Here is a 23,244-nt window from a genome sequence, read left to right as displayed (position 1 = left end):
GGCTACGCCCCTTCGTGCCCGGCGTAGAAGACGAGCCGGAACTTCCCGACCTGGACCTCGTCGCCGTCCTTGAGGACGACCTTCTCGATCCGGTCGCGGTTGACGTAGGTGCCGTTGAGGCTGCCGACGTCGGAGACCTCGAAGGTGTCGCCGGTGCGCGCGAACTCCGCGTGGCGACGCGAGACGGTGACGTCGTCGAGGAAGATGTCGCTCTCCGGGTGACGACCCGCGACCACGGTGTCCTGGTCAAGCAGGAAGCGGCTTCCGGCTCCGGGACCACGCTGCACGACCAGCATGCCGTTGCCTGGCGGCAGGGCCTCGACCGTGGCCGCCTCGACGGGGCTGAGCAGCCGGTCGGAGGTGTCGGCGTCAGCCCCGAGCTGAATCGTCGAGGTCTGGTCGGTCCCGGTCAGGCTTACGCCACACTGCGAGCAGAACCGCGCTTCGTCGGGGTTCTGACTGCCGCAGGCGGGGCACACGGACATTTTTGAGCTCCAGGTTCATCGAGGGCCGGACACCTACCCTCAAGTGAACGTTGAGGGATGGTATCCGCAACCTATCAGGTCGGCCCAGGTGTTCGGTTGAGTTACGCGTCGAGTGATGCCTCGTACGCCGCGGCGTCGAGGAGGCTCTCCAGCTCGGCAGGATCGGACGGCGCGACCTCGAACAGCCAGCCCCCGCCGTAGGGGTCGTCGTTGACCAGCTCGGGCGTGGCGTCGAGCGATCCGTTGACCGCGACGACCTCGCCGGAGATCGGCGCGTAGATGTCGCTGACCGACTTGGTCGACTCGAGCTCGCCGCAGCTCTCGCCCGACTTGATCGTGTCGCCGACGGCCGGCATCGACACGTAGACGATGTCGCCGAGGGCGTCCTGGGCGTAGTTGGTGATCCCGATCCGTACGGAGCCCTCGGTCTCGCCAGGGTTGCGCAGCCACTCGTGCTCGCTGGTGTACTTCAGGTCCTCGGGGTACACGGCCATCTCCTCATCAGGCGTACTGGTCTGGCCGCGGAAGATCGTCCCGCGAGCCGGTTGTCGAAACCCTACTGCGCCGCACCGACGAAACCTTCAGCGGGACACGGTGTGAATCGACTCGATGTCGATCTTCTCCTCCGACTCCACCTTGACCTCAGCGCCCTGCTCCTCGAGCTGGTCCTGCGGGCCCTGGTAGAAGTCGATCGCGCCGGCCAGCGTGTCGGGCGGGCCGATCACCTGGAGGCGATAGGGCGGGCTGATCAGCTCGCCGCCCACGTTGAGTCCCTCGGCGGGCTGGCTGACCTCGATCGAGGACGACGCGACCAGGCGTACGGCCTCGCCGTCAGCCCCCTCGATCTCCATCGCCTCGGCACCGCTCGTACGCAGCTCCTCGATCAGGTCGAGGAGCGCGGTCAGCCGCAGCGGGTCGGCACCGGGGTCGATCTCGATCGTGATGCCCGGACCGCTGACCGGCACCGTCCCGGCGATCACCCGCAGCGTGTCGACCTGCTCCTCTGCGCGTTGGAGCGCCGTCTGCTGCTGGAGGGTCTGGTCCTCGAGCTCGTCGCGGGTCCCCTCGAGCTCCTCGAGCTGCTCCTGGGCCTTCTGCGTGGTGCCGGCCAGGCCGGAGAGGATGTCGATCAGCTCCTGCTCGCGCAGACCGGCGTACGTCGAGTCCTCGGTGTTCGTCTGGACCTGCACCACGGCGGCGTAGCCGAGTACGCAGAGCAGGACCGCCACGGCCACCTGGCCGCGCCGGAAGTGGGTGAGTGCGTCGAAGAGCCGCGCCCGGCCGACCAGCGGCGCCGGCTCCTCCTCGGACTCCTTGGCCTCATCGGCCTGTTCGGTCTGCTCGTCTGCAGCCGTGTCCTCGACCTCGTCGGGCTCTGTGACCACAGCGGGCTCGTCGGTCTTCTCGACGTCCTCGGCGGCCGGCTCCTCGGCGTCCGCCGACTCGACAGACTCGACAGACTCGGCAGGCTCAGCGGGCTCGACAGGCTCGACGTCGTCCGCCTTGTCGGCGGGCTCGACCGACTCGTCCTCCGCGACGCCGGCGTCGTCCGGCTCCTCGGGCTCCTCGGGCTCCTCCGCGGCGCTGTCCGCGGCCACCGTCTCCTCAGGCTCGTCGACAGCCTCATCGGACGCAGACTCTTCGGACGCAGATTCGTCGGACTCCGCCTCGTCGGGCACGTCCGCCTCCGACGGTTCCTCGGCCTCAGCGGCGTCGGTCGTCTCTACAGTCTCAGCGGTTGCCTGCTCAGCAGGCGGCGTACCAACGTCTGTGGCCTCCGGCGTGGCGCCATCATCGGTGACCGTCTCGGTGACGGTCTCCTCCGCGGGCTCGGCGGGCTTCTTCGCCGGTGCCTTCTTCGCAGGAGTCCGCTTGGCCGCGGTCCGTTTCACCGGTGGTCTGCGCTTCCGGTCAGGCATGGAAGATGTGCCTCCGGATGGCTGCGACGTTGGTGAAGATGCGGATGCCGAGGACGACGATGACGCCGGTGGACAGCTGGCCGCCGACGCCGAGGCGGTCACCGAGGTAGACGATGCCGGCGGCGATCACGACGTTGCTGATGAACGAGACGACGAAGACCTTGTCGTCGAAGATGCCGTCCATGAACGCGCGCAGCGCACCGAAGACGGCGTCCAGCGCGGCGACGACGGCGATCGGCAGGTAAGGCGCCAGGCCGATAGGCACCTCGGGCTGGAAGAACAGTCCCAGCACGATGCCGATCACTAGGCCGATGACGGCGATCATTCTTCGCGGTCCCCTTCGCTGTTCTCTTCTGAGTCTTCGTCGGTGTTGTCGGTGGGCTTCTCGGAGCCCTGGGTGCCCTTGCCCTTGGACTTGGCCTCGAGGTGGGTCAACTCCAGCAGATCAGGCGGCGCCGCGGGAAGGGTGAGCCGGTCGATGTTCTCGACGTCGTAGGGCATCCCGTAGTCCTGCGTCGTGGTGTGAATCATCGCGCCGGAGACCGTCTCGGCGAAGCGTGCGGCCAGCGTACGCGTGTCGCCGATGGCCGTGACCTCGTAGGGCGGCGAGAGCGAGACGTCGTTCATCCGGAGGGCGGCACCGGAGGTGATCACGCCGCTGCGCGGGGTGACCCGCTGGCCGTCGACGGCGACGGCGGTCGCGCCCGCCTGCCACAGTCCGTTGACGATCACGGCGAGATCGTAATCGCGGACGGTGCCGCCCTCGCTGCCGTCGGCGGCGTTGTCGATCGTGATCCTGATCCCCGAGCCGGTCACCGGGGCGAACCCGGTCTCCTCCGCGGTCGCCGCGGCCGTGGAGGACGCCGCCTCGGCCCGCAGCCCGAGCGCGTTGAGGGCCGACTCGCTGCTCTGGTTGGCCTCACTCAGCTTGGAGATCTGCTTGTGCAGCTCGGAGATCCTGTCCTGGCGCTGCTCGATGCGGTCGACCAGGACCTGCCTGCTGGTCTGGCGGATGTCCTCGTTGCGGGAGGTCTGCACCGCGGCGGTCGTGGCCAGCAGCGCGAAGAGCCCGACGACCACCATCGCCCACAGGCCCGGCCGGCGAAGCCGTGTCGGCTCCTCCCCCGTGGGCTCGCGCCGCGCGGCGGCGGCCATGTAGTCGGAGTCGATCGCCTGGTCGGTGATGCGGTCGAGCAATGGCTTGGTGACGTAGGCCCGCGGGTCCTCGGAGCCAGGGATCTGGTCAGGCACGGGTCGCCCCGCCCTTCTCAAGCGGAGGCGTGGTGGCCATCAGGCGCCGCGCCTCCTGGGCGTAGAGGACCAGGCTCCACCACAGCAGCAGGATCCCCCACAGCGCGAAGGCCCAGCCGAAGGCCTGCGCCACCTGGATGGGCAGGCTGGGCTCCAGGCCGAGGTCGAGGGTCTCGGGGATGCCGTGGCTGAGGTAGAGCAGCGGGAAGGAGGCCAGCATGCAGAAGGCGGCCACCTTGCCGAGGAGATGGACGGGCAGCGTACGCACCCCACGGCTGCGCAGCGCCGGGATCATCGCCAGCAGGCCGACGAGCCGCAGCGGCACCAGCAGCGCGATCGGCCACGGGATCACGTCGATCCGCCAGAGCGCGAGCGTCGCGGCCAGGACGAAGACGGTGTTGGCCACCACGTCGAGCAGCTCGCCCGAGCGGCGGCGGCCGAGCTGCTTGCGGTTCAGCCAGCTGTCGAGCAGGTCGGTGACGATCGCGAGACCGAACGCGGACAGCGCGATCGTGTCGTCCTCGGCGATCATCACCGCCCACAGCATCACCGGCGCGTAGACGAGCCTCAGGATGCTGAGCAGCTTGCCGAGCACGGGCTGGTTGCGGTCGGCCGCGCCCCGGGGTCGCCGCGTGTCCCGGCCATGTTGCAGGCGGGGATCACCGGATCGACGGTTGGGCATCTGCGGGCTCTCCTTGGTCACCAGACGCGGCACGAGCCAACCCTAGTCGGTGGGTGTGGAGTCGTCGGCGTGGGCGGCGTCGCGGATCTCGCCGACCAACTCCTCGATGACGTCCTCCAGCGTCGCCAGCCCGATGGTGCTGCCGTCCTCACGGACGACCCGGGCCAGGTGGGCGCCGCGGCGCTGCAGGGTCTCGAGCGTCTCGTGGAGCGCGTCGTCGGGAGTGACCGTCGCGAACGGGCGGATCCACTTGTTCTGCACGGGCTGCCGGCGGCGTACGTCATCGGGCTCGAGTACGTCCTTGATGTGCAGGTAGCCGACCAGGTCGCCGTTGTCGCCCGCAACCGGGAACCGGCTGTAGCCGGTCGAGGCGCACACGGCCTCGATGTCGGAGCCCGAGGCGCCGCGCGGCACGATCGTCCAGTCGGAGATCGGGATGGTGACCTTGGCGACCGTCTTCTCGGTGAAGCCGAGCGCTCCGGCCAGGCGGCCGTACTCGTCCTCCTCCAGGAGTCCTTCGCCGCGGGACTCCTCGACCATGGCGGCCACCTCCGCGCGGGTGAAGGCGGAGCTCACCTCGTCCTTGGGCTCGATGCCGAGCGCCCGGATGCAGGCGTTGGCGACGTAGTTGAACGCGACGATGATCGGGCGCAGCACGTAGACGACCGCGTAGATGGCGGGCCCGAGGACGAGAGCGGCCTTGTCGGGGCCGGCCAGTGCGATGTTCTTCGGCACCATCTCGCCCACCACCACGTGCAGGTAGGTGACCACGAGCATCGCGATCACGAACGCGACCGGGTGGTGGAACGCCTCGGGCAGACCGATCAGGTCGAAGCCGGGCTCGAGCAGGTGGGCCAGCGCCGGCTCGGTGATCGCCAGCAGCAGCACCGAGCAGACCGTGATGCCCAGCTGGGCACCGGCCATCATCAGGCTGATGTTCTCCATCGCCCGCAGCGTGATCCTGGCCATCTGCGAGCCGGCCTGGGCTGCCGGCTCGATCTGGCTGCGCCGGGCGGAGACCAGGGCGAACTCCGAGCCCACGAAGAAGGCGTTGGCGAGCAGCAGCACCAGGCCGAGCACAAGCCCCATGGTCGTGCTCATCAGCCGATCACCTGCATCGAGATCCGGTCGATCCTGCGCCCGTCCATGAGCTCCACCGTCAACTTCACGTACCTCGCGTAGACGTCATCATCGTCGGAGTCGGGCGGAGGGTTTCCGGGCACGGTCAGCTCCGCGCTCGCTCCCGGCTCGGGAATGCGGCCCAGCAGGCTCAGCATCAGACCGGCGACGGTGTCGTAGTCCTCGCTCTCCGGCAGTGCGACACCGGTGATGTCCTCGACCTCGTCGGGACGCAGCAGCCCCGACAGCGACCAGCCGCCGTCCCGGCGAAGCCGGGCGCGGGCGCTGAGCGGGTCGTGCTCGTCTGCGATATCGCCGACGATCTCCTCGATCACGTCCTCGAGGGTGACGATGCCGGCCTGGTCGCCGTACTCGTCGAGCACCACGGCCAGCTGGAAGCCCTCGGCGCGCAGTAGCGCCATCAGCGGGTCCAGGCGCAGCGAGTCGGGCACGACCACCGACGGCACCATCAGGTGCTTGACCTTGGCTGTGGGCCGCTCGTGCACCGGCAGGGCCACGGCTGCCTTGACGTGCACGGTGCCGACCACGGCCTCGTTGTCGTCGAGCACAGGGAAGCGGGAGTTGCCCGTACGCCGGGTGAGCTCGATCAGCGCCTCGGCGCGGTCGTTGTGGTCGAGGCTGTGGACGCGTACGCGCGGGGTCATGATCTCCCCCGCCGTGCGGGTGCCGAACTCGACCGAGCGCTCCATCAGCTCGGCGGTGTCGGCGTCGAGGGTGCCCTCGTGGGCGCTGCGCTGGATCAGCGAGGAGAGCTCGGCCGAGCTGCGCGCCGAGCGCAGCTCCTCCTGCGGCTCCATGCCCAGGCGGCGCACGATGGCGTTGGCGGTGCCGTTGAGCACCTTGATGGGGCCGCGCATGAGCCGGGTGAAGGCCCGCATCGGGCCCTGGGTGACGCGCGCCGTCTCCAGGGGCAGGGCCAGCGCGAGGTTCTTGGGGACGAGCTCACCGAAGAGCATCGTCACGATCGTGGAGAGGGTCAGCGCGATGGCCACCGCGATCGCCTGCACCGCGCCCTCGGGCAGCCCGGTGGAGAGCAGCGGCGCGTCGATCAGCTCGGCGATCGCCGGCTCCGACATCCACCCGATGCCGAGGTTGGTCACAGTGATGCCGACCTGGGCGCCGGAGAGGTTGCTGGAGAGCTCCTTCATCGCGCGGAGCACGCCCTGGGCGCGCTTGTCACCCTGCTCGGCGGCCATCTCCACCTGGGAGTGGTCGACCGTGACCAGGGAGAACTCGGCGGCCACGAACACACCACAGGCGGCGACCAGCAGCAGCGCCAGGAGGATGAACAGGACCTCGGTCATCGCACCGACCTCGACTGGTACGGCCGCGAGTCACACAGCGGGCATGGATATTGGCCGGGTTGCGGTCCGTCCATCGGGGTTCAGATCGTCCTTAGCTGTTGGAAGTGCGGTCAGCCTACATGGCTGTGGTTGCGCCTCCTGCGTTGCTGTACCGGGCTCTCCGGGACGTGTCGCGTTCCGGACACAGTTGTCCAGAACAGGGCCGTGAACCTTGACACACCTCGCCCGTTCGTCAACTCTTACGCGGCAGTAACCGACGATTCTCGAGCCGAGGGAGTCCCCTTGACCATGACCTCAGCCTCACGACGTACGTTCCTTGCCGGTGCCGCTGGCGCTGCCGGTGCCGCTGCGAGCGGGCTGCTCGCCGGTCCGGCCGCAGCCACCTCGCCCCGTCGCGTACGACTGGTGCGGGAGGAGCACCGGGCGGTCGTCATCGGGTCCGGGTTCGGCGGCGGGGTGGCCGCGCTGCGGCTGGCCGAGGCCGGCGTACCTGTCACGGTGCTCGAGCGTGGCCGCCGCTGGCCGACGGGTCCGGACGCGCAGACCTTCCCGACGGTGCGCTCGCTCGACAAGCGGGTGCTGTTCCACACCACCGCGCCCGAGGCGCTCAAGCCACTGCAGAGGCTGCTCGGCACTCCCCTGAACTTCGGCCCGTACGTCGGCCTGCTCGAGCCCGTCCTCGGCCAGAACATGCTGGCCATGTGCGCGGCCGGCGTCGGCGGTGGCTCTCTGGTCTATCAGGGCATGACGCTGCAGCCCTCCGCCGAGGTCTTCAACACCTGGTTCCCGAACGAGCTCGACTACGAGCTCATGGACCGGGTCCATTACCCACGCGTGGCCAAGATGCTCGGCGCCGCGACCGCGCCCGACGAGCTGATCGCCTCGGACAACTACCGGGTCTCGCGTACGTTCGGCGAGCGCGTGGAGGCCGCCGGCTATGACCTGCAGAAGATCCCGATGCCGATCGACTGGTCCTACGCGCTCGCGGAACTGCGCGGCGAGATGGCTCCCTCCTACACCAACGGCGACTGCGCCCTCGGCGTCAACAACGGCGGCAAGCACTCCGTCGACGTCACCTACATCGAGCAGGCCGAGGCCACCGGCCTGGTGCACGTCGCCACCCGTCACAACGTGACGAGCGTGGCCCGGGCCGCCGACGGCCGCTGGGAGGTCCACGTCGACCGAACCAACGACGCCGGCGACGTGGTGGAGCAGAAGATCCTGACCACCCGCGCGCTGGTCATGGCGGCCGGCTCGCTCAACACCAGCAAGCTCCTGGTCCGCGCCGCGGCGACCGACACCATCCCGGACCTTCCCGAGAAGCTCGGCCAGGGCTGGGGCACCAACGGCGACCGGATCTACATGTGGCGCCCCTTCGACGAGAACCTCACCGGTACGCAGGGCGGTCCCGTCGTCTACCAGAGCCAGGACTGGTCCGACCCGACCACGGCCAACACCGTCATCCAGGCGTCCCTGCCACCACTCCCCCTCGGCCTCGACCTGGGCGCCACGATGCTGGTCGGCTTCGGCGTCAGCGCTGACCGCGGCAGCTTCCGCTACAGCTCGCTTACCGACTCGGTGAGCCTCCGCTTCCCCTTCGGCGGCGACTCGGCGAGCTATCGCGCCATCCACGAGCGGGTCTCGAAGATCAGCGGCAGCCTCGGCGCCCTGATCGACACCAACAGCATCGTCAACAGCACCTGGCACCCGCTCGGCGGCGCCAACATGGGCACCGTCTGCGATCTCGACGGCCGAGTACAGGGCCAAGACGGCCTCTACGTCCTCGACGGCGCGCTCATCCCCGGCACCACGGGAGCATGCAACCCGTCGATGACCATCGCCGCCGTCGCCGAGCGCGCGATGGACAACATCGTCGCCAAGGACGTCGGAACGGTCATCTGACGGGTGCCGCTTGGAGCCGTTTCGGGCCCACCAAGATCTTGCAATGCAAAATTCTGCAGATTTTGCCGAAAGGGGGTGACAACCCCTTAGGTGATGCGGCAACATTGTTCTTGCCCCGCTGGTGACCCGAGACGCCAGCGGGGCTCTTACGTTTTCCCGCCACACCTCATGCCAGCTTCTGGGCGACCTCGTTGAGGTTGGCGCGGAGCTTGGCGCGGTAGGTGTCGTGCTGCTCGGGCAGCCGTGCGTCGCAGAAGGCGGCCAGGTCGGTGCCGGTGACCTCGATGACGGAGGTTCCGTTGGCGGCTTCGGTCTCGAACAGATCGAGGATCTCGCGGAGGATGGCGACGATGTCCATGCCGTCGCCGGCGGTGAAGCGCCACATGTAGCTCTTCATCTCTCCGTAGACGGTGCGGTAGTCGGCGGGTAGCTCGGCGGCGCGGGCTTCCATGCGCTTCCAGTCCTTCTTGTCACCCACGAGGCGGCTGAGGAGGTTGTTCATGGTGGTGCTCCCTTGGATCGGTTGGTGGCTCCTGTTTGGGGCCGTGCAAGAAGCGTGCAGCCCTGACGTAGCGTCAAGGTCAAGCACCGATCCGCAGAAGTTTCCGCGACCCCGGGGCCTCAGGCCGCGAGGGTCTGTTCGAGGAGTACGTCGCGCAGGCCGAACTCGGCTCGGGACCAGGTTGGCGGGGGTTGTGCCCAGGATTCGGGTGGCGGGCTGATGTAGGTGTGGCCCGTAGGTGTGATCGTGATGATGCTGCCGTCCGGTCCCGGCCTGGCCCGCCAGCCGAGCGCCTCTTTGGCCTGATTGCACCTTTCGCACAAACCCTGCAGGTTCTCGGCGCTGGTCTCGCCGCCGTCTGCGTGGCGTTCGACGTGATCGATGTTCCGGATCGGGGCATCGCAGCCGTTGGTGCGGCAGATCCCGCCGTCACGAGTGGCGATGAACTCCGCGAGCCCGTCGGGTGCCTTCCGGGCACGTGATTCCATGGCGACCAGCCGTCCGGCGGGGTCGGTGAACAGGCGCCGGACGAACACGTCGGCATCGTTGAGCGCGTCGCGAGCCCAGGTCGCGGGGACGGGGCCGTAGCCCTCGACCAGGGCCGGCTGATCTACGTCGCCGGTAAGGGCATCAGCGGTCATCACGATCTTGACCTCGATCCGGGGCTTCGCATCGGTGGTGCTGCGGCCGGTGATCCGGTCGACGAGGGTGTCGGCCATGACCTGGCCACGGGTCCGTTCGTCGCCGGCGGCCGCAGCGGTCTTGGCTGCTTGATCGAGTGCGGCAAAGACGGCGACGCCGTCCTTGACCGGCAGCAGCGCGCCGAGCCAGGTCATGGTGTCCGGGGCCGGCCGGAGGCTGACCCGGCGGTCTTTCTCGGCGTTGGCGGCGCGGGCGACGACGGATTCCTGGTCGAGGGTGATGGCGAGTTTCTTGGCGGCGTTCTCAAGCTGGCGTAGCCCCATCGACACCGCCTTGGCGGGCTCCCCGCACGGACCGGTGGCGCAGAGGTCGTAGTCGATGACCTTGCGGTCATCGAGCGAGAGACACGCCGTCTCACGGGCGAGGATCGTTGCTTGCCATTGGGAGAACAGCCCGGCCTTCATCAGCGCGAAGGTGTGCGGCATCTCGGTGGTCAGGGTCTTCGCCAGCCCGAGCAGTTTCGCGCCCTTCTCGGGCGAGACCCGCCGCGGGAGAGCGATCTGGGAGGCCACACCCTCGCCAAGCTTGCGGGCAGGAACCCCAGCCTCTGATTGGCGCTCGCGAACGACTTCGTCGAGACGTACCGCCGCTTCAGCTTGGACAGCCTCAGCGGTGCACTTGATCTCTTCGAGACCAGCGATCCAGTCGACCAGCTCAGCCTCGGACGCGCCCGAAGGCGGCCCTGCGAGGAGGTGGTCGACGGTCTCGTACATAGGCATTATTATATGCGCAAGAGCACCGTGGCGCGACCTATTTAAGCAGGTCAGACCCAGTTACGCAGTCAGCGAACAAGCAACGGAGCTCCGCGCCACTCTCTCGCCGCCGCCCCGATATAGGCGAAATCTTTCTCGATCGGGTGCCGGGTCAAGGATGGCCGAAGGCCACCGCGAAGCGGCGCCCGAAGGGCGTCCTTGACGCGGTGCGCGATCGAGAAACACTCAAATCAAGGGTCGGCGGCGAACCCTGAAACGAAGAACAGCCGCTAAGCGAGGTTTCCCGAAGAAGCGGACCGTGTTGGTCTCGACACGCCTCCGCCGCCCTCGCTTCGCTCGGGTGCTCCCTCGCTCGGCGCGCCCGGACGAGCAAGCTCGCCGGGCGGCCTCGCTCGGTCGCATAGCGGCTCCGGCGGCTCGACCAGCGGAGCAGGGCGGCTCGACCAGCGGAGCCTCAACCAGGCGGACGCCCAGCCCCCGGAACCGGTGGAAGGGTCCTCAGCTCCTCGACCTTCTCCGGCGGAGCGCCGCGCAAGGCATAGCCGATCCGCGACTCACGTACGTGCCAGCCCATCAGCTCGGCGGCACGGTCGCAGTCACCAGCATCGATGGCGGCCAGGATGCGCCGGTGGTCGGGCCAGAGCCGCTTGCCGCGGGAGAAGGTGTCGAGGGCGTAGAGCCACTCGATCTTGTGGGAGAGCTGACGCAGCAACGTGGCCAGGGTCTTGCTGCCGCTGAGCTCGGCGACCAGGATGTGGAAGCGGTCGTTGAGCGCAACCAGGGGCTCCAGATCGTCACGGGCGACCCACTCGTCCCCCTCGTCGAGGATCTGCGCGAGCTCCCGCCGGATCTCGAACCACGCCTGGTTGGGCTCGGGCTGGTCGAAGAGACCTCTGGCCCGCTCGGCTGCGCGGCGAGCGGTCGCGATCTCGAGGGCCTCCCGGACGGCGAAGAGGTCGTCCGCCTCGTCGAACGGGACGTGGCCGACCTTCGACCCGATGTGCGGTGTGGACTCGATGAACCCCTCCGCCTCCAGCGCGCGCAGCGCCTCACGCACCGGCACACGGCTGACGCCGTAGCGCTGGGCCAGGAAGGCCTCGGTCACCCTGGTGCCGGGGGTCAGCTCCCCAGCGATGATGTCGCGGCGTACGGCTGCGGTCAGGGCACCGGCCGGACGACCTCCCTCAGCCTGCGAGAGCCGCACCTGGGATCGCTTCCAGCAGCTCGGCGGTGTAGGCCGAGGTCGGTGCGGTGAAGATCTGGTCCACGGTGTCATGCTCGACGACCCTGCCCTTGTGCATGACCACGACTCTATGTGCGATCTGGCGTACGACGGCGAGATCGTGGGTGATGAACAGGTAGCTGAGACCAAGATCGCGCTGCAGGTCGGCCAGCAGGGTGAGGATCTGGTCCTGGACGAGCACGTCGAGGGCTGAGACCGCTTCGTCACAGATCACCAGCTCCGGATCGAGGGCCAGCGCGCGGGCGATCGCGACCCGCTGCCGCTGGCCCCCGGAGAGCTCGCTGGGCCGTCTCCCGGCGACGGACTCGGGCAGCGCGACCTGGTCCAGGAGCTCGCGTACGCGGCCCCGCCGGTCCCTCCGGTCGCCGACCCTGTGGATGTGCAGCGGCTCGGCGACCAGCTGGGCGACGGTGAAGGTGGGGTCCAGGGAGCTGTAGGGGTCCTGGAAGACGGGCTGTACGCGACGGCGTAGATCGGCCCGCTCCGCCCGCGATGCCCCGGCGATGCTGCGGCCGTCGATCCGCGCGGTGCCGGAGGTCGGTGTCTCCAGGCCGAGAATCATCTTGGCGATGGTCGACTTGCCCGATCCCGACTCCCCCACGACCGCGGTCGTGGTGCCGCGCTCGACGGAGAAGGAGGCCTGGTCCACGGCACGAAACGTCCCGCCGCGCCGGCCGCGGAGCCTGAACTCCTTGACCAGGTCTTCCACGACGAGGATCGGATCGGTGCCGTCCCGGCGTGACGGAGAGCTGCCCTCTCTGTCCAGCGACGGTGACGCCTCGATCAGTCGCCTGGTGTAGTCGTGCTGCGGGTCCCGGAGGAGTCGGGCGGCCGGCCCGGTCTCGACGATGCCGCCGTCGTGCATCACGACCACCCGGTCGGCTCGTTCCGCCGCGAGCCCGAGGTCATGGGTGACGAAGAGCAGCGAGGTGCCATGGGCAGCGACAAGTGTCTCGAGGTGGTCGAGGATCCGCCGCTGCACGGTCACGTCCAGCGCACTGGTGGGCTCGTCGGCGATTAGCAGCTTCGGCTCGCGGGCCAGCGCCATCGCGATCAGGACGCGCTGACGCATACCTCCGGAGAACTCGTGCGGATACTGCCCCGCCCGGTGCTCCGCCTCGGGGATCCCTGCCTCGGTGAGCAGCTCCATCACCCGCTTCTCGACCGCTGCGCCGCGCAGTCCGGCGGCGACGAGCGCGTCGGCGATCTGAGCACCGACTCTCATCGCGGGGTTGAGGTTGGTCATCGGGTCCTGCGGAACCAGCCCTATGCCCTCGCCCCGCAGCCCCCGCCAGGCCTTCTCCGTACGTCGAGTCAGCTCGTCGCCGCCGAGCCTGATCGAGCCGCCGGTGACATGCCCGGTGCCGGGCAGCAGGCCCAGGATCGCCGCGACCAGTGTCGACTTCCCCGAGCCCGACTGGCCGACGACGGCGACCCGCTCGCCGTGGCCGACGGTCAGGTCGACGCCGTGGAGGACCTCGGTGCGGCCGAAGGCCACCCGGAGGTCGGTGACCGACAGCATCTCAGCGTCCGACGGCATAGCCCTGCGCCCCCCTCGGGTTGGCGGCGGCCGAGAGCGTCCCGGTCGCCGGGTCTCTGGTCACCGCGGAGAGCCGGCCCAACGACCAGTCGCCGGCCGCCTCGACGGCATGGCCGCGCTCGCGCAGGCTCTCGATGAGTGCCTCGCCGAGCCGGTCCTCCACGACGGCTCCCGCCGGCGTCCAGGTGCGCGGCCAAAAGGACCCGGGGAACGAGGTCGAGTGGAGCGCAGGGGCGTCGATCGCCTGCTGGGGCGTGTAGCCGCCCACGAGCGTCCGCAGCAGGTAGAGCAGCTGCCACTGGTCCTGCTGATCGCCTCCCGGAGAGCCCACCGCGGTGACGGCCTCGCCGTCGCGCAGCACCAGCGTCGGGGTGAGCGTCGTGCGCGGCCGGCGCCCGGGCTGCAGCGTGGACGGAAGACCGGGCTCCAGCCAGGTCATCTGCAGCCGGGTGCCGAGGCAGAACCCGAGAGCCGGGATCGTCGGGGAGGACTGCAGCCAGCCGCCCGACGGGGTCACCGCGATGATGTTGCCCCATCGGTCGGCGACGTCGATGTGGCAGGTGTCGCCGCGTACGTCCCCCGTGGGCGAGACCGTGGGCTCGCCCACGCCGGCCGCCGAGGCGGCCGGATCGTAGGTCTCCCGCAACGGCGGGAGCTCCTTGGCGTCCAGGCCAGGACGGACCTCCCGGCTGGCCACGTCGCCGATCAGGGCACGGCGCGTGGCGGCGTACTCCTGGGAGAGGAGGACCTCCATGCGCTCCGCGTCGGCGCCGTCACCGTAGTGGGCATCCCGGTCGGCGAAGGCCAGCTTGATCGCCTCCAGGATCGTGTGCGCACCTTCGGGGTTGCACGGGTCCAGCAGCGCGTCGTCCAGCGGGTCGAGCAGATTGAGGATCTGGAGCAGGACCGGCCCCTGCGTCCACGCCCCGGCCTTGGCGATCGTGTGACCGCGGAAGGACGTGCTCACCGGCGTCTCGTACACGGCGGAGAACCCGGCCATGTCAGCTGCCGTGATCACGCCGGAATGATCGGTTCCGGAAGCGTGGCGGTGCGGGGTACGTACGAACTCGTCGATCGCCTCGGCGACGAACCCGCTCCCCCAGGCCGCCCGGGCGGCGTCGATCCGTGCCTCTCTGCTGCCGGCCCCATCTCCCGCGGCGACGAGCCGGTCCAGTACGGAGGCGTAGGCCTCGTTGCGCACCATCGTGTCGGGCTCCGGCAGCTCCCCGTCGACGAGCCAGTGGTCGGCCGAGGTCGGCCAGTGGTCGCGGAAGAGGTCGGCCACCGTGGCGATCGTCGAGACGGTGCGGCCCAGGATCGGGTGGCCATTGCGCGCGTAGTCGATGGCATAGGCGAGCACCTCGCCGAGCTCCCAGGTGCCGTGGTCACGCAGCAGCATCAGCCAGGCCTCGACCGCGCCGGGGACGGCGGCGGCGAGCGCCCCTGCCCCGGGGACCAGCTCGAGCCCCTCGGCGCGCATGTGCTCGACGGAGGCTCCCGCGGGTGCGGGACCCTGGCCCATCAGGACCGTCGGCTCGCCGCCGGAGGTCGCGAAGATCCCGACGAGATCACCGCCCGGACCGTTGAGATGGGGCTCTACGACGTGCAGCACGAAACCGCCGGCCACGGCAGCGTCGAAGGCGTTTCCGCCCCGCTCCAGCACCGCTTGCGCGGCCCCGCTGGCCAGCCAGTGGGTCGAGGCGACCATCCCGAACCTGCCGAGCAGGTCGGGTCGGGTCTTGAACTCGGGGGCAGGTGTGTAGGTCATGACGTCCTCTCGTCGTTGGCCGGGTCGAGACTGTCGCGCAGCCCGTCCCCGAAGAGGTTGAAGCTGAGACAGATGATCGCGATCAGCGCACCGGGGAACACACCGAGCCACGCGTCCTGGGCCAAGTATTGCTGCGCGTCCGAGAGCATCACCCCGAGGCTCGCCTCGGGCGGCTGGATGCCCAGCCCGAGGAAGGAGAGCACCGCCTCCCCCAGCACCGCGGAGGGCATGATGATCGTCGCCTGCACGATGATCGCGGACAGGGCGTTGGGCAGGATGTGCCGGCCCATGACGCGCAGGCTGCTCGCGTTCATGGTCACCGCGGCCGCCACGAAGTCGGTCGTCCGAAGCCGCAGCGTCTCTCCGCGTACGACTCTGATCATCTGCGGCACGTGAGCGATCCCGAGCGCCAGCACTGCGTTGGACAGGCTCGCCCCGCGGATGGCGGCGAGTCCGACGGCCAGGATCAGGAACGGGAACGCGAGCGCCACGTCGGTGAACCGTGACACCAGCGCGTCAGCCCAGCGCCAAGACCCGGCGATGAGGCCCAGCGGGACCCCGACGACCGTCGCGAGCAGCACCGACAGCACCCCGACCTGGAGGGACGCCCTCGCCCCGTAGAGCATCCGCGAGAGCGTGTCGCGGCCCAGGTTGTCGGTGCCGAGCGGGAACCCGATCGTGCCCGGCCGCTGGAAAGGAGCGTCGAAGTGGGTCGTCGTCGGGCCGTAGGGCGCGAGCACCGGCGCCAGCACGGCCGCCAGCACGACGATGCCGAGGACCACGCCGCCGGCCATGGCGGTCCGGTTGGACCGCATCCGTCTCCACCAGGTGCTGGACCCGGCGTACGTCTGTGTTGTCGTCGACGTCGTGGTCATGGTCGTGGTCATGCGGCACCTGCCACGCGGATCCGGGGGTCGAGGACGGAGTAGAGCACGTCGACTGCAAGGTTGATCAGGACATATCCGACGGTGATGATCACGACGACGGCTTCGATGACCGGGTAGTCCCGGGTGAACACGCTGTTGAGCGTGAGCTTGCCGAACCCGGGCAGGCCGAAGATGCTCTCGGTGACCACCGCCCCCGAGATGAGCCCGCCGAGCTGCAGCCCGACGATGGTGACCACGACCAAGAGCGAGTTCCGCAGGCCGTACGCGAGCAGCACCCGCCGCCCGCCCAGGCCCTTGGCGCGGGCGGTGCGGACGAAGTCCGAACCCATCGTCTCGATCATCGAGGCACGGGTCTGCCGCATCACCGCGGCGGCGATCGCGAGCGAGAGGATCAGCGCCGGCAGGGTCAGGTGGTAGATGGCATCCACCGGGTTCTCGAGCATCGGCACGTAGCCGGAGGCCGGGAAGAGCGAGACCCGCACCGACAGGTAGAGGATCGCCAGCAGCCCGAGCCAGAAGCTCGGCACCGAGAGCCCCACCATCGCGACCCCGTTGGCGAGGAACTCCGGCCACCGGCCGCGGCGCCGCTCCGCGACGACGCCGAGGGCGAGCCCCACGACGACGGCGATCAGCAGCGCGTACGCCGCCAGCCACAGTGTCACCGGCAGCGTGCTGCCGAGCAGCTCGGTCACCGGCGTGCCGGTGCGCAGCGATCGCCCGAAGTCACCGTGGACGTAGTTCTGGACCCAGTTGGCGTACTGCACCCAGAGCGCCTGGTCGAGCCCGAGGTCGGAGCGGACCGCGGCGATCCGCTCCGGACTCGCCTCCTCGCCTGCCATCGCCAGCGCGGGGTCGCCAGGCAGCATGCGTACGCCGGCGAAGATCACCATCGAGGAGAGCACGATCGTGAGCAGCGAGTGCCACGTCCTGGTGAGGAGATAGGCCCCCATCAGCCGGCCAGGTACGCGGCGCCGCTGATGCGTACGACACCGTCGGAGAAGACGGAGACGCCGGCGATCTGCTTCGACAGCCCGGTCAGGTTCCGCTGGCGGTAGAGGTAGACGATCGGGTTGTCCTCCTGGACCTGGGCGATCGCCTTGCCGTAGAGATCGGCGCGCTTGGCGGTATCCGTCTCCGAGGACGCGTCGGTGAGGAGCTCGTCGACCTCGGCATTGCTGTAGCCCATGGTGTTCTGGCCCGCGCCGGTGGTGAGGAAGTTGAAGGTGTTGCCGTTGGGGTCGACGCGTCCGGACCAGCCCAGCTGCATCGCCTCAAAGGCACCACGGTCGTTGTTGTCCAGGAGCGTGGTGTACTCCACGGGCTCGATCCGCAGGTCGAAGCCGGCAGCCTCCACCTGGGCCTGGAGCGCCTGCGCGAACTGCAGGCTGCTCGGGGTGTTGGAGGTCTGCATCGTGACCTTCAGCGGGGTCGTGACACCCGCCTCCTCGAGCAGCTTCTTGGCTCCGGCCGGGTCGTGCTCCGGGCACGCCTGAGACGCCTCGGTGGCGAACTCGCTGCTGTCCGCGATCGGCGAGCAGGTCGGGTCGTAGTAACCGTGGAAGACGCTCTGGACCAGCTGCTCACGGTCGACGGCCATCGAGAACGCCCGGCGTACGTCCTTGCTCTTCGCGATCGGGGTGTCGATCTGCGCCACCGGGGTGCCGACACCGTTCTGGTTGCCGATGTTGATCTGGACGCCCTGGTACCCGAAGGAGCCCACCTGCATCATCGACAACTCGCCGTCCTTGCGAAGGTCGGCCATGTCCGCCGGCGCGAGCGAGTCGGCGACCTGGACGTCACCCGACTTGAGGTTGGCCGCCCGGATCGAGGCATCCGTCATGATCCGGTAGACGATCTTGTCCAGGTGGACGTTCTCGGCGTCGTAGTAGCCGGGGTCCTTCTCAACGGTGATGGAGGTGCCGGGCACCCGGTCGACGAACTTGAACGGCCCGACGCAGGTCGGGTGGTCGGCGAAGTTGTCGCCCAGCTCCTTCAGGGCCGTCGGCGACATGATCATCCCGGCACGGTCGGCCAGGGAGGCCGTCAGCGGCGAGAACGGCTCCTTGAAGGTCAGCCGCACCTCGTACGGGCCGCTCGCCTCGACCTTGCTCAGCGTCCCGAGCTCGCTGGCGCGCGAGGAGTCCGGCTTGGTGAGGTTGCGCTTCAGCGTGGTCACCACGGCTGCCGCGTCGAACGGCGTCCCGTCGGCGAACTTCACGCCTTCCTTCACCGGGAAGGTGGCCACCAGGCCACCCTCGGAGAGCTCGGGAAGTGCGGTGGCCAGCATCGGCACGATCCCGCCGTCGGCGTCGATGTCGTAGAGCTTCTGGCAGACCGTCTCCATCACGTAGCGCGTGTAGAGCGAGGACGACGTGGTCGGATCGAGCGCGTCCGGGTCGGCGGAGAGGCCCATGGTGAGCGTCCCGCCCTCCTTGATCTCCTTGTCGCCGATCCCGATCGTGGTGACGACATCACCCGCGATCTTGTCGGAGGACTCGGTCGAGGTCTTCTGGACCTCACTGCAGGCACTCGCGCTCAGCGCGAGGGCGAAGACGGCGGCGTACGCAGCAAGGCGGGGTATCCGAGGCATGGCTGCTCCTGTGGGTGGGGGAACACTGGCAACGAACTGAATGCAATCATCAAGGATTCACCAAGGTTGTATACAACGTGTGCCGATTGGGTAAATCCGCCGAAGCGGCCCCTGGCCGTTAAGGTCAACTCATGAGTGCGCCAGCGGTCCGGGGCCGCCTGCAATGGTCATTGGTCGTGCCGATCCTCGCCCTGGTGGTGCTGGTCTTCGCGTGGATCCGCCACGACCACTGGGCGATCCTGGCCGTGGTGGCGGCTGTGCTGATCGGTGCGGTGCTGGGAGCGGTCCACCACGCCGAGGTCGTCGCCCACAAGGTCGGCGAGCCGTTCGGCTCGCTGATCCTCGCGATCGCGGTGACCGTGATCGAGGTCGGCCTGATCGTGATGCTGATGACCAGCGGTGGCGACAGCACCAGCACCTATGCCCGCGACACCGTCTTCGCCGCGGTGATGATCACCCTCAACGGCATCGTCGGGCTCTCGCTCATGGTCGGCGCCCTCAAGCACGGGCTGGTCAGCTTCAACGCCGCCGGGACCGGGTCGGCGGTCGCGACCGTGATCGCCCTGGCCGGTCTCACCCTGGTGCTGCCGAGGTTCACGACGTCGGCGCAGGGCCCGCAGTACTCGACCTCGCAGCTCGTCTTCGCCGCCATCGCCTCGCTGGCGCTCTACGTCGCGTTCCTGTTCACCCAGACGGTCCGCCACCGCGACTTCTTCCTCCCCGTCACCAGCGACGAGCACGGCCGGATGACCGGGTTGGTCGACCTCGACAAGGACGGCCACGCCGACCCGCCCTCGGCGGGCGAGGCCACACTCAGCCTGGCCCTCCTCCTGGTCTCCCTCGTCGCCGTGGTCGGCCTGGCGAAGGTCCTCTCTCCCACGATCGAGAGCACCGTCAAGAGCCTCGGGTTCCCCTACGCGGTCGTGGGCGTCGTGATCGCTCTCCTCGTTCTCGCCCCCGAGTCGATCGCCGCGGTCCGCAACGCCTCCCGGGACCGGGTCCAGACCAGCCTCAACCTCGCCTACGGCTCGGCGATGGCGTCGATCGGACTCACCATCCCCGCCCTCGCCGTCGCGATGATCTGGCTCACCGGCCCGCTCGAGCTGGGCCTCGAGCCGACCCAGATCGTGCTGCTGGTCATCTCCGTCTTCGTCACCGGGCTCACCGTCGTCCAGGGCCGCGTCTACGCCCTGCAGGGGTTCGTCCACCTGGTCCTGCTGGCCGCGTTCCTGTTCCTCTCGATGCAGCCCTAGCTGGTCACCGCGCAGGGACTTCGTCGAGACCCACCTCGAGCTTCGGGAACGAATAGCCCGCGGCGTCCTTGAGCACCGTGTACTGAACGTCGACGTGTGGCTCGATGGCGCTGTGCTTGTCGTTGGGGGCGCCGATGATGAGCTGGAAGCCGAGACCTCGCCAGGCGCCGATGGCGCGGCCGGTGAAGCGGGCGTCGGCCTTGATCAACGCCTCGTCGAGGAAGACCGGGGCGTAGCGCGGCCGGTCTGCGCCGGCGTCGCCGAGCTGGTAGCGCAGTGCCGCCCCGACGATGAAAGCGACCAGCTCCTGCGACTCGCCGCCGGACTTCTCACCGATGTGGTCGTAGAGGGCGACGTGCTCACCGGTGTCGGCGGTGACCTTCTCGGCGCTGACGCGTACGTGGTTGCGTACGTCGATCAGGTCGGCGAAGTCGGGCGCCGTGCGGCGCATGCGGTCGATGAGCCGGGACATCCGGGTGTAGGCCTGCTCCCGGGTCTCGTTGGACGTGGCCTTCTCGATCAGGTCGCGCACGGTGCGGAGCTCCTTGCGGAAGCGGCCACGCACCGCCGACTGGCCCTCCTGGGTGTCGATCCGGAGCCGGTGGCCGTCGTCGTTGAACGGCAGCTCGGCGAGGATCTGGTTGATCGGGTCGATCCGGTCCCGGATCTCACGCACCGCCCGCGACAGGGTCGAGTCGAGGTTGGTCAGGTCGTTGCCCGACAGTTTGAGCAGCGAGTCGCGCCACTCGACCTCGAGCTCGTGCAGGCCGCTGGTCTGCAGCTCGTCGAGGAGACGGTCGAAGTCGGCGTAGGAGGCATCGGGGTCGGTGTGGAGGTTCGGGTTGGGCCAGCGCTCCAGGAACGCCTCGAAGGTCTGCTGCAGCTGCGACCTCGCCTGCCCGATCGTCACCTGTGCGGCCTCGCGATCGACGCTCAACCGCCCGCCCGCGCGGTCGAAGACGGCATCGAGCTCGGCGAGCACGTCCTCGCGGTGGCCAGCCTCGCCACCACCCGACTCGCGAAACAGCTCGTCGAGGTATTCCAGCTGGTCAGCGCGGAGTTCCAAGCCCGAAGCCTCAGCCTTCTCGAGCGCATCCTTGGCCTGGTCGACCTCGTCGACGATCGCGCTCCACCGCTCGTCGAGCTTTTCGAAGGCGCTCTTGGCCCGGCCCACGTCCTCGCGCCGATCGGCGGCCTTGCGGCGCGCTTCGGCGACCCGGTCCTGAAGATCGGCGATCTCGGGATTGTCGGCGGTGACCTCGGCGATCACCGAGGCCCAGCGGTCGCGCTCGGCCTCGGCCGAGGCCACGTCGACCTGGTCCCAGGAGACCTTCGTGATCGCCTGGTACGCGGCGCGGCCGGCGTCGAGGTCCTCGAGAGCCTGCTCGGCCTTCTCGACCGCACCGGCCGCCTCATCGGTCTCGCGTCGGACCGCGTCGATCTCCTCCTCGAGCTGCGCGACCAGCCGCGTGTTGGTGAAGCCGAGCACGTTGCGGGCGCCGTGGCCGCCGTGCGCACCCCGGGCCCCCTGGGAGACCTGGCCGGTGACGGTGAGCGCCATCTTGTGCTGCGCGAGCAGGCTCGGCGTCTGTACGCACACGTACCCATGTCGCGAGACCAGCCGCTCCTTGAGCCACCCGGTGAAGACGGTGCGCCGATACTCCAGGCGCCCGGGCAGCGTGCCCTCGTCGGGATCACTCTGGTCACGCATTCCTGTGTGTACGGCCTCGAACCGCACCCGGGTCGGCGTCCGCACCGAGTCGATCGCGGCGCGGAACGCACCGGCGTGAGCAGCGTCGATGAGCAGCGTCGTCGCGAACCCGCCCAGCGCGAGATTGAACGCCTCACGCCAGGCCTCGTGCTCGGTGCGCACCTCGACCAGCTCGCCGACGAACGGCATGTCGGCCGGGGTCAGACCGGCGGCCTCGGCCAGCACCTCGCGGGCAGCGCGGAGCGGTTCGGGGATGTTGTTCTTCACGCTCCTGGCGTCACGGAGCTCCTGCTCGAGAGCATCGAGCCGTCTCACCGTCTCGTCCGCGGCGGATCGGGCCGCGGCGTAGGTGTTGCGGGCGGCTCGACGACCATCCTTGTCGGCCAGGGCCGCCCGAGCCCGATCCAGCAAGTCCTCGAACGCCTGCTGGTCCGCCACGTCGACATCGAGCACCGAGAGCTCGTCGTCGAGTGAGGACCGCGCGCTGCGTACGCTCGCGAGCCTGGTCTCAGCGGCCTTGATCTCGCGGGTGGCGGTCTCGAGGCGATCGCCGCCGGAGGCGCGCAGGGTCTGCTCCAGGGCCTCCCGCTCGCTCTCGGCGGCGGCGACCAGCGCCTCCTGCTCGTGAACCGACCGCTCCGCTTCGCGGTGGCGTTCGCTGAGATCGGCCTCGAGCGCACTGATCAGCTCGACCCGCTGCCCGGCCCGCCAGAGCCCTGCCGGGGTGGACTCCTCCGCGAACGAGCCGATGTCCTCGATCACGCCGAGCCGCTCGGCGGCCGCCTCGATGGCGAGGCGGTGTTCGCGGATCGGCGTCAGCGCACGCACCTGCTGTTGCGCGGTGACCATCCGGTCGCGGGTAGCGGAGAGCTCGTCGAAGTGCGCGACGACGCCGTCGGCGGTCGCGAGGGTCTCGGGCTCCTCGAGCACCATCTTCTTGTAGAGGTCGTCGACCGTGGTGATCTGCTGCCCCGCCTGGATCCGGCCGAGCAGGTTGACCGCCTTCTCGCCGTCGCCGGCGGCACCGATCCCGAGCGCGGAGTGGATCCGGGCGGTGAAGTCGCGGTCGGTGTCGATCGGGGTCAGCCCGACCTCGGAGACCGAGGTGCGCGTGAACCGGTGGGCAGCGACCGGCTCCAGATCACGTACGTCGAAGCCAGCCTCGGCAACGGCACGGAGCTTGGTCACGTCGTCGAGATTCTTGGCGGACGCGGGGACGTACCAGGCACGGACCGCGGTGAAGCGGGCCCCGGTCTGGTCCTCCCAGGTCATCGCGATCGCCGACCAGGTGTCGCGGCCATCGCCACGCAGCACCCGGATCTTGGTGCCGTCGGCGGTCTTCGCCTCGTCGATCTTGCCGCGCGCGTAGGAGAGGATGTTGCGCTGGTCCTGACCGCGCGGACGGCCCACGACACCACCGTTCGAAGCACCGTTGAAGGGCGTCGTGTGCGGCATGATCAACGCGATGTAGGCGTCCATCAGCGTCGACTTGCCCGACCCGGATCCTCCGGTCAGCAGCGTCGCGGTCGGCGAGAACCGCACCCGGTGGGCGCCGTCGTAGCCGCCCCAGTTGACCAGCTGCAGCTCGCGCGCGACCCACTGCCGGCCGTTCGAGCGGGCGGGGATGAGGCCGAAGAGGCTGTCGATCATGT

Annotated in this window: 19 protein-coding genes; 2 read left to right on the top strand and 17 right to left on the bottom strand. The window is 69.2% G+C overall.

What is annotated here, in order from left to right; translation table 11 throughout:
- Positions 1-2 precede the first annotated feature (2 nt).
- The 8 genes from OG801_RS28770 to OG801_RS28735 all read right to left on the bottom strand — a co-directional run bounded on the left by OG801_RS28770 (position 3) and on the right by OG801_RS28735 (position 6,781).
- Entirely contained in the window at positions 3-485 is a 483-nt protein-coding gene (locus tag OG801_RS28770) for an FHA domain-containing protein (RefSeq protein WP_355020592.1), read from the bottom strand.
- 101 nt (positions 486-586) lie between these two features.
- Entirely contained in the window at positions 587-973 is a 387-nt protein-coding gene (gcvH, locus tag OG801_RS28765) for a glycine cleavage system protein GcvH (protein WP_355020591.1), read from the bottom strand.
- 93 nt (positions 974-1,066) lie between these two features.
- Positions 1,067-2,404 (bottom strand): DUF881 domain-containing protein, encoded by a 1,338-nt coding sequence (locus OG801_RS28760; RefSeq protein ID WP_406032608.1) that lies wholly within the window; start codon positions 2,402-2,404, stop codon positions 1,067-1,069.
- Entirely contained in the window at positions 2,397-2,729 is a 333-nt protein-coding gene (locus OG801_RS28755) for a small basic family protein (protein WP_355020589.1), read from the bottom strand. The genes OG801_RS28760 and OG801_RS28755 overlap by 8 nt, the downstream gene beginning before the upstream one ends.
- Positions 2,726-3,655, bottom strand: coding sequence for a DUF881 domain-containing protein (locus tag OG801_RS28750; RefSeq protein ID WP_406032606.1), 930 nt, complete (start codon positions 3,653-3,655; stop codon positions 2,726-2,728). The genes OG801_RS28755 and OG801_RS28750 overlap by 4 nt, the downstream gene beginning before the upstream one ends.
- On the bottom strand, positions 3,648-4,370 hold the full coding sequence (locus OG801_RS28745; protein WP_406032604.1) for a CDP-alcohol phosphatidyltransferase family protein: 723 nt from the start codon (positions 4,368-4,370) through the stop codon (positions 3,648-3,650). Before OG801_RS28745 ends, OG801_RS28750 begins: the two co-directional genes overlap by 8 nt.
- Before the next feature lie 9 nt (positions 4,371-4,379).
- Positions 4,380-5,438 carry a hemolysin family protein gene (locus tag OG801_RS28740; RefSeq protein WP_355020586.1) on the bottom strand — a complete coding sequence of 353 codons (1,059 nt, stop codon included), beginning with the start codon at positions 5,436-5,438 and terminating at the stop codon, positions 4,380-4,382.
- Positions 5,438-6,781, bottom strand: coding sequence for a hemolysin family protein (locus OG801_RS28735; RefSeq protein ID WP_355020585.1), 1,344 nt, complete (start codon positions 6,779-6,781; stop codon positions 5,438-5,440). Before OG801_RS28735 ends, OG801_RS28740 begins: the two co-directional genes overlap by 1 nt.
- A 288-nt stretch (positions 6,782-7,069) precedes the next feature.
- On the opposite strand from OG801_RS28735, the gene OG801_RS28730 reads away from it, so the two are divergent.
- Positions 7,070-8,683, top strand: coding sequence for a GMC oxidoreductase (locus OG801_RS28730; RefSeq protein ID WP_406032602.1), 1,614 nt, complete (start codon positions 7,070-7,072; stop codon positions 8,681-8,683).
- 166 nt (positions 8,684-8,849) lie between these two features.
- Here the strand turns inward: OG801_RS28730 and OG801_RS28725 are convergent, their stop codons facing one another.
- From OG801_RS28725 to OG801_RS28690, 8 genes are all read right to left on the bottom strand, one after another.
- Positions 8,850-9,185 (bottom strand): DUF1048 domain-containing protein, encoded by a 336-nt coding sequence (locus OG801_RS28725; RefSeq protein WP_406032600.1) that lies wholly within the window; start codon positions 9,183-9,185, stop codon positions 8,850-8,852.
- Positions 9,186-9,304: 119 nt separating this feature from the next.
- Entirely contained in the window at positions 9,305-10,600 is a 1,296-nt protein-coding gene (locus OG801_RS28720) for a DUF222 domain-containing protein (protein WP_406032598.1), read from the bottom strand.
- Positions 10,601-11,054: 454 nt separating this feature from the next.
- Positions 11,055-11,804: a GntR family transcriptional regulator gene (locus OG801_RS28715; RefSeq protein WP_355017326.1), complete on the bottom strand. Its 750-nt coding sequence runs from the start codon at positions 11,802-11,804 to the stop codon at positions 11,055-11,057.
- The gene (locus OG801_RS28710) at positions 11,785-13,383 is read right to left on the bottom strand and encodes a dipeptide ABC transporter ATP-binding protein (protein WP_406032596.1); all 1,599 of its coding nucleotides are present in this window, start codon (positions 13,381-13,383) and stop codon (positions 11,785-11,787) included. The genes OG801_RS28715 and OG801_RS28710 overlap by 20 nt, the downstream gene beginning before the upstream one ends.
- On the bottom strand, positions 13,367-15,151 hold the full coding sequence (locus OG801_RS28705; RefSeq protein WP_406032594.1) for a gamma-glutamyltransferase family protein: 1,785 nt from the start codon (positions 15,149-15,151) through the stop codon (positions 13,367-13,369). Before OG801_RS28705 ends, OG801_RS28710 begins: the two co-directional genes overlap by 17 nt.
- On the bottom strand, positions 15,148-16,038 hold the full coding sequence (locus tag OG801_RS28700; protein WP_355017323.1) for an ABC transporter permease: 891 nt from the start codon (positions 16,036-16,038) through the stop codon (positions 15,148-15,150). Before OG801_RS28700 ends, OG801_RS28705 begins: the two co-directional genes overlap by 4 nt.
- A complete protein-coding gene (locus OG801_RS28695) occupies positions 16,035-16,988 on the bottom strand; it encodes an ABC transporter permease (protein WP_355017322.1) in 954 nt (317 codons plus the stop codon). Before OG801_RS28695 ends, OG801_RS28700 begins: the two co-directional genes overlap by 4 nt.
- Complete coding sequence (locus OG801_RS28690) at positions 16,988-18,628, bottom strand: ABC transporter substrate-binding protein (RefSeq protein ID WP_406032591.1); 1,641 nt, start codon at positions 18,626-18,628, stop codon at positions 16,988-16,990. Before OG801_RS28690 ends, OG801_RS28695 begins: the two co-directional genes overlap by 1 nt.
- Positions 18,629-18,759: 131 nt before the next feature.
- Between OG801_RS28690 and OG801_RS28685 the strand changes: the two genes are divergently transcribed.
- The gene (locus tag OG801_RS28685; RefSeq protein WP_406032589.1) at positions 18,760-19,881 is read left to right on the top strand and encodes a calcium:proton antiporter; all 1,122 of its coding nucleotides are present in this window, start codon (positions 18,760-18,762) and stop codon (positions 19,879-19,881) included.
- A gap of 4 nt (positions 19,882-19,885) precedes the next feature.
- Here the strand turns inward: OG801_RS28685 and OG801_RS28680 are convergent, their stop codons facing one another.
- On the bottom strand, positions 19,886-23,242 hold the full coding sequence (locus OG801_RS28680) for an ATP-binding protein (protein WP_406036319.1): 3,357 nt from the start codon (positions 23,240-23,242) through the stop codon (positions 19,886-19,888).
- Positions 23,243-23,244 lie beyond the last annotated feature (2 nt).

This window comes from Nocardioides sp. NBC_00163, assembly GCF_045206295.1.
In the GTDB taxonomy this organism is placed as follows: domain Bacteria; phylum Actinomycetota; class Actinomycetes; order Propionibacteriales; family Nocardioidaceae; genus Nocardioides.
The sequence above is the reverse complement of the archived record's forward strand: the minus strand, read 5'-3'. Positions and strand labels throughout refer to the sequence as shown.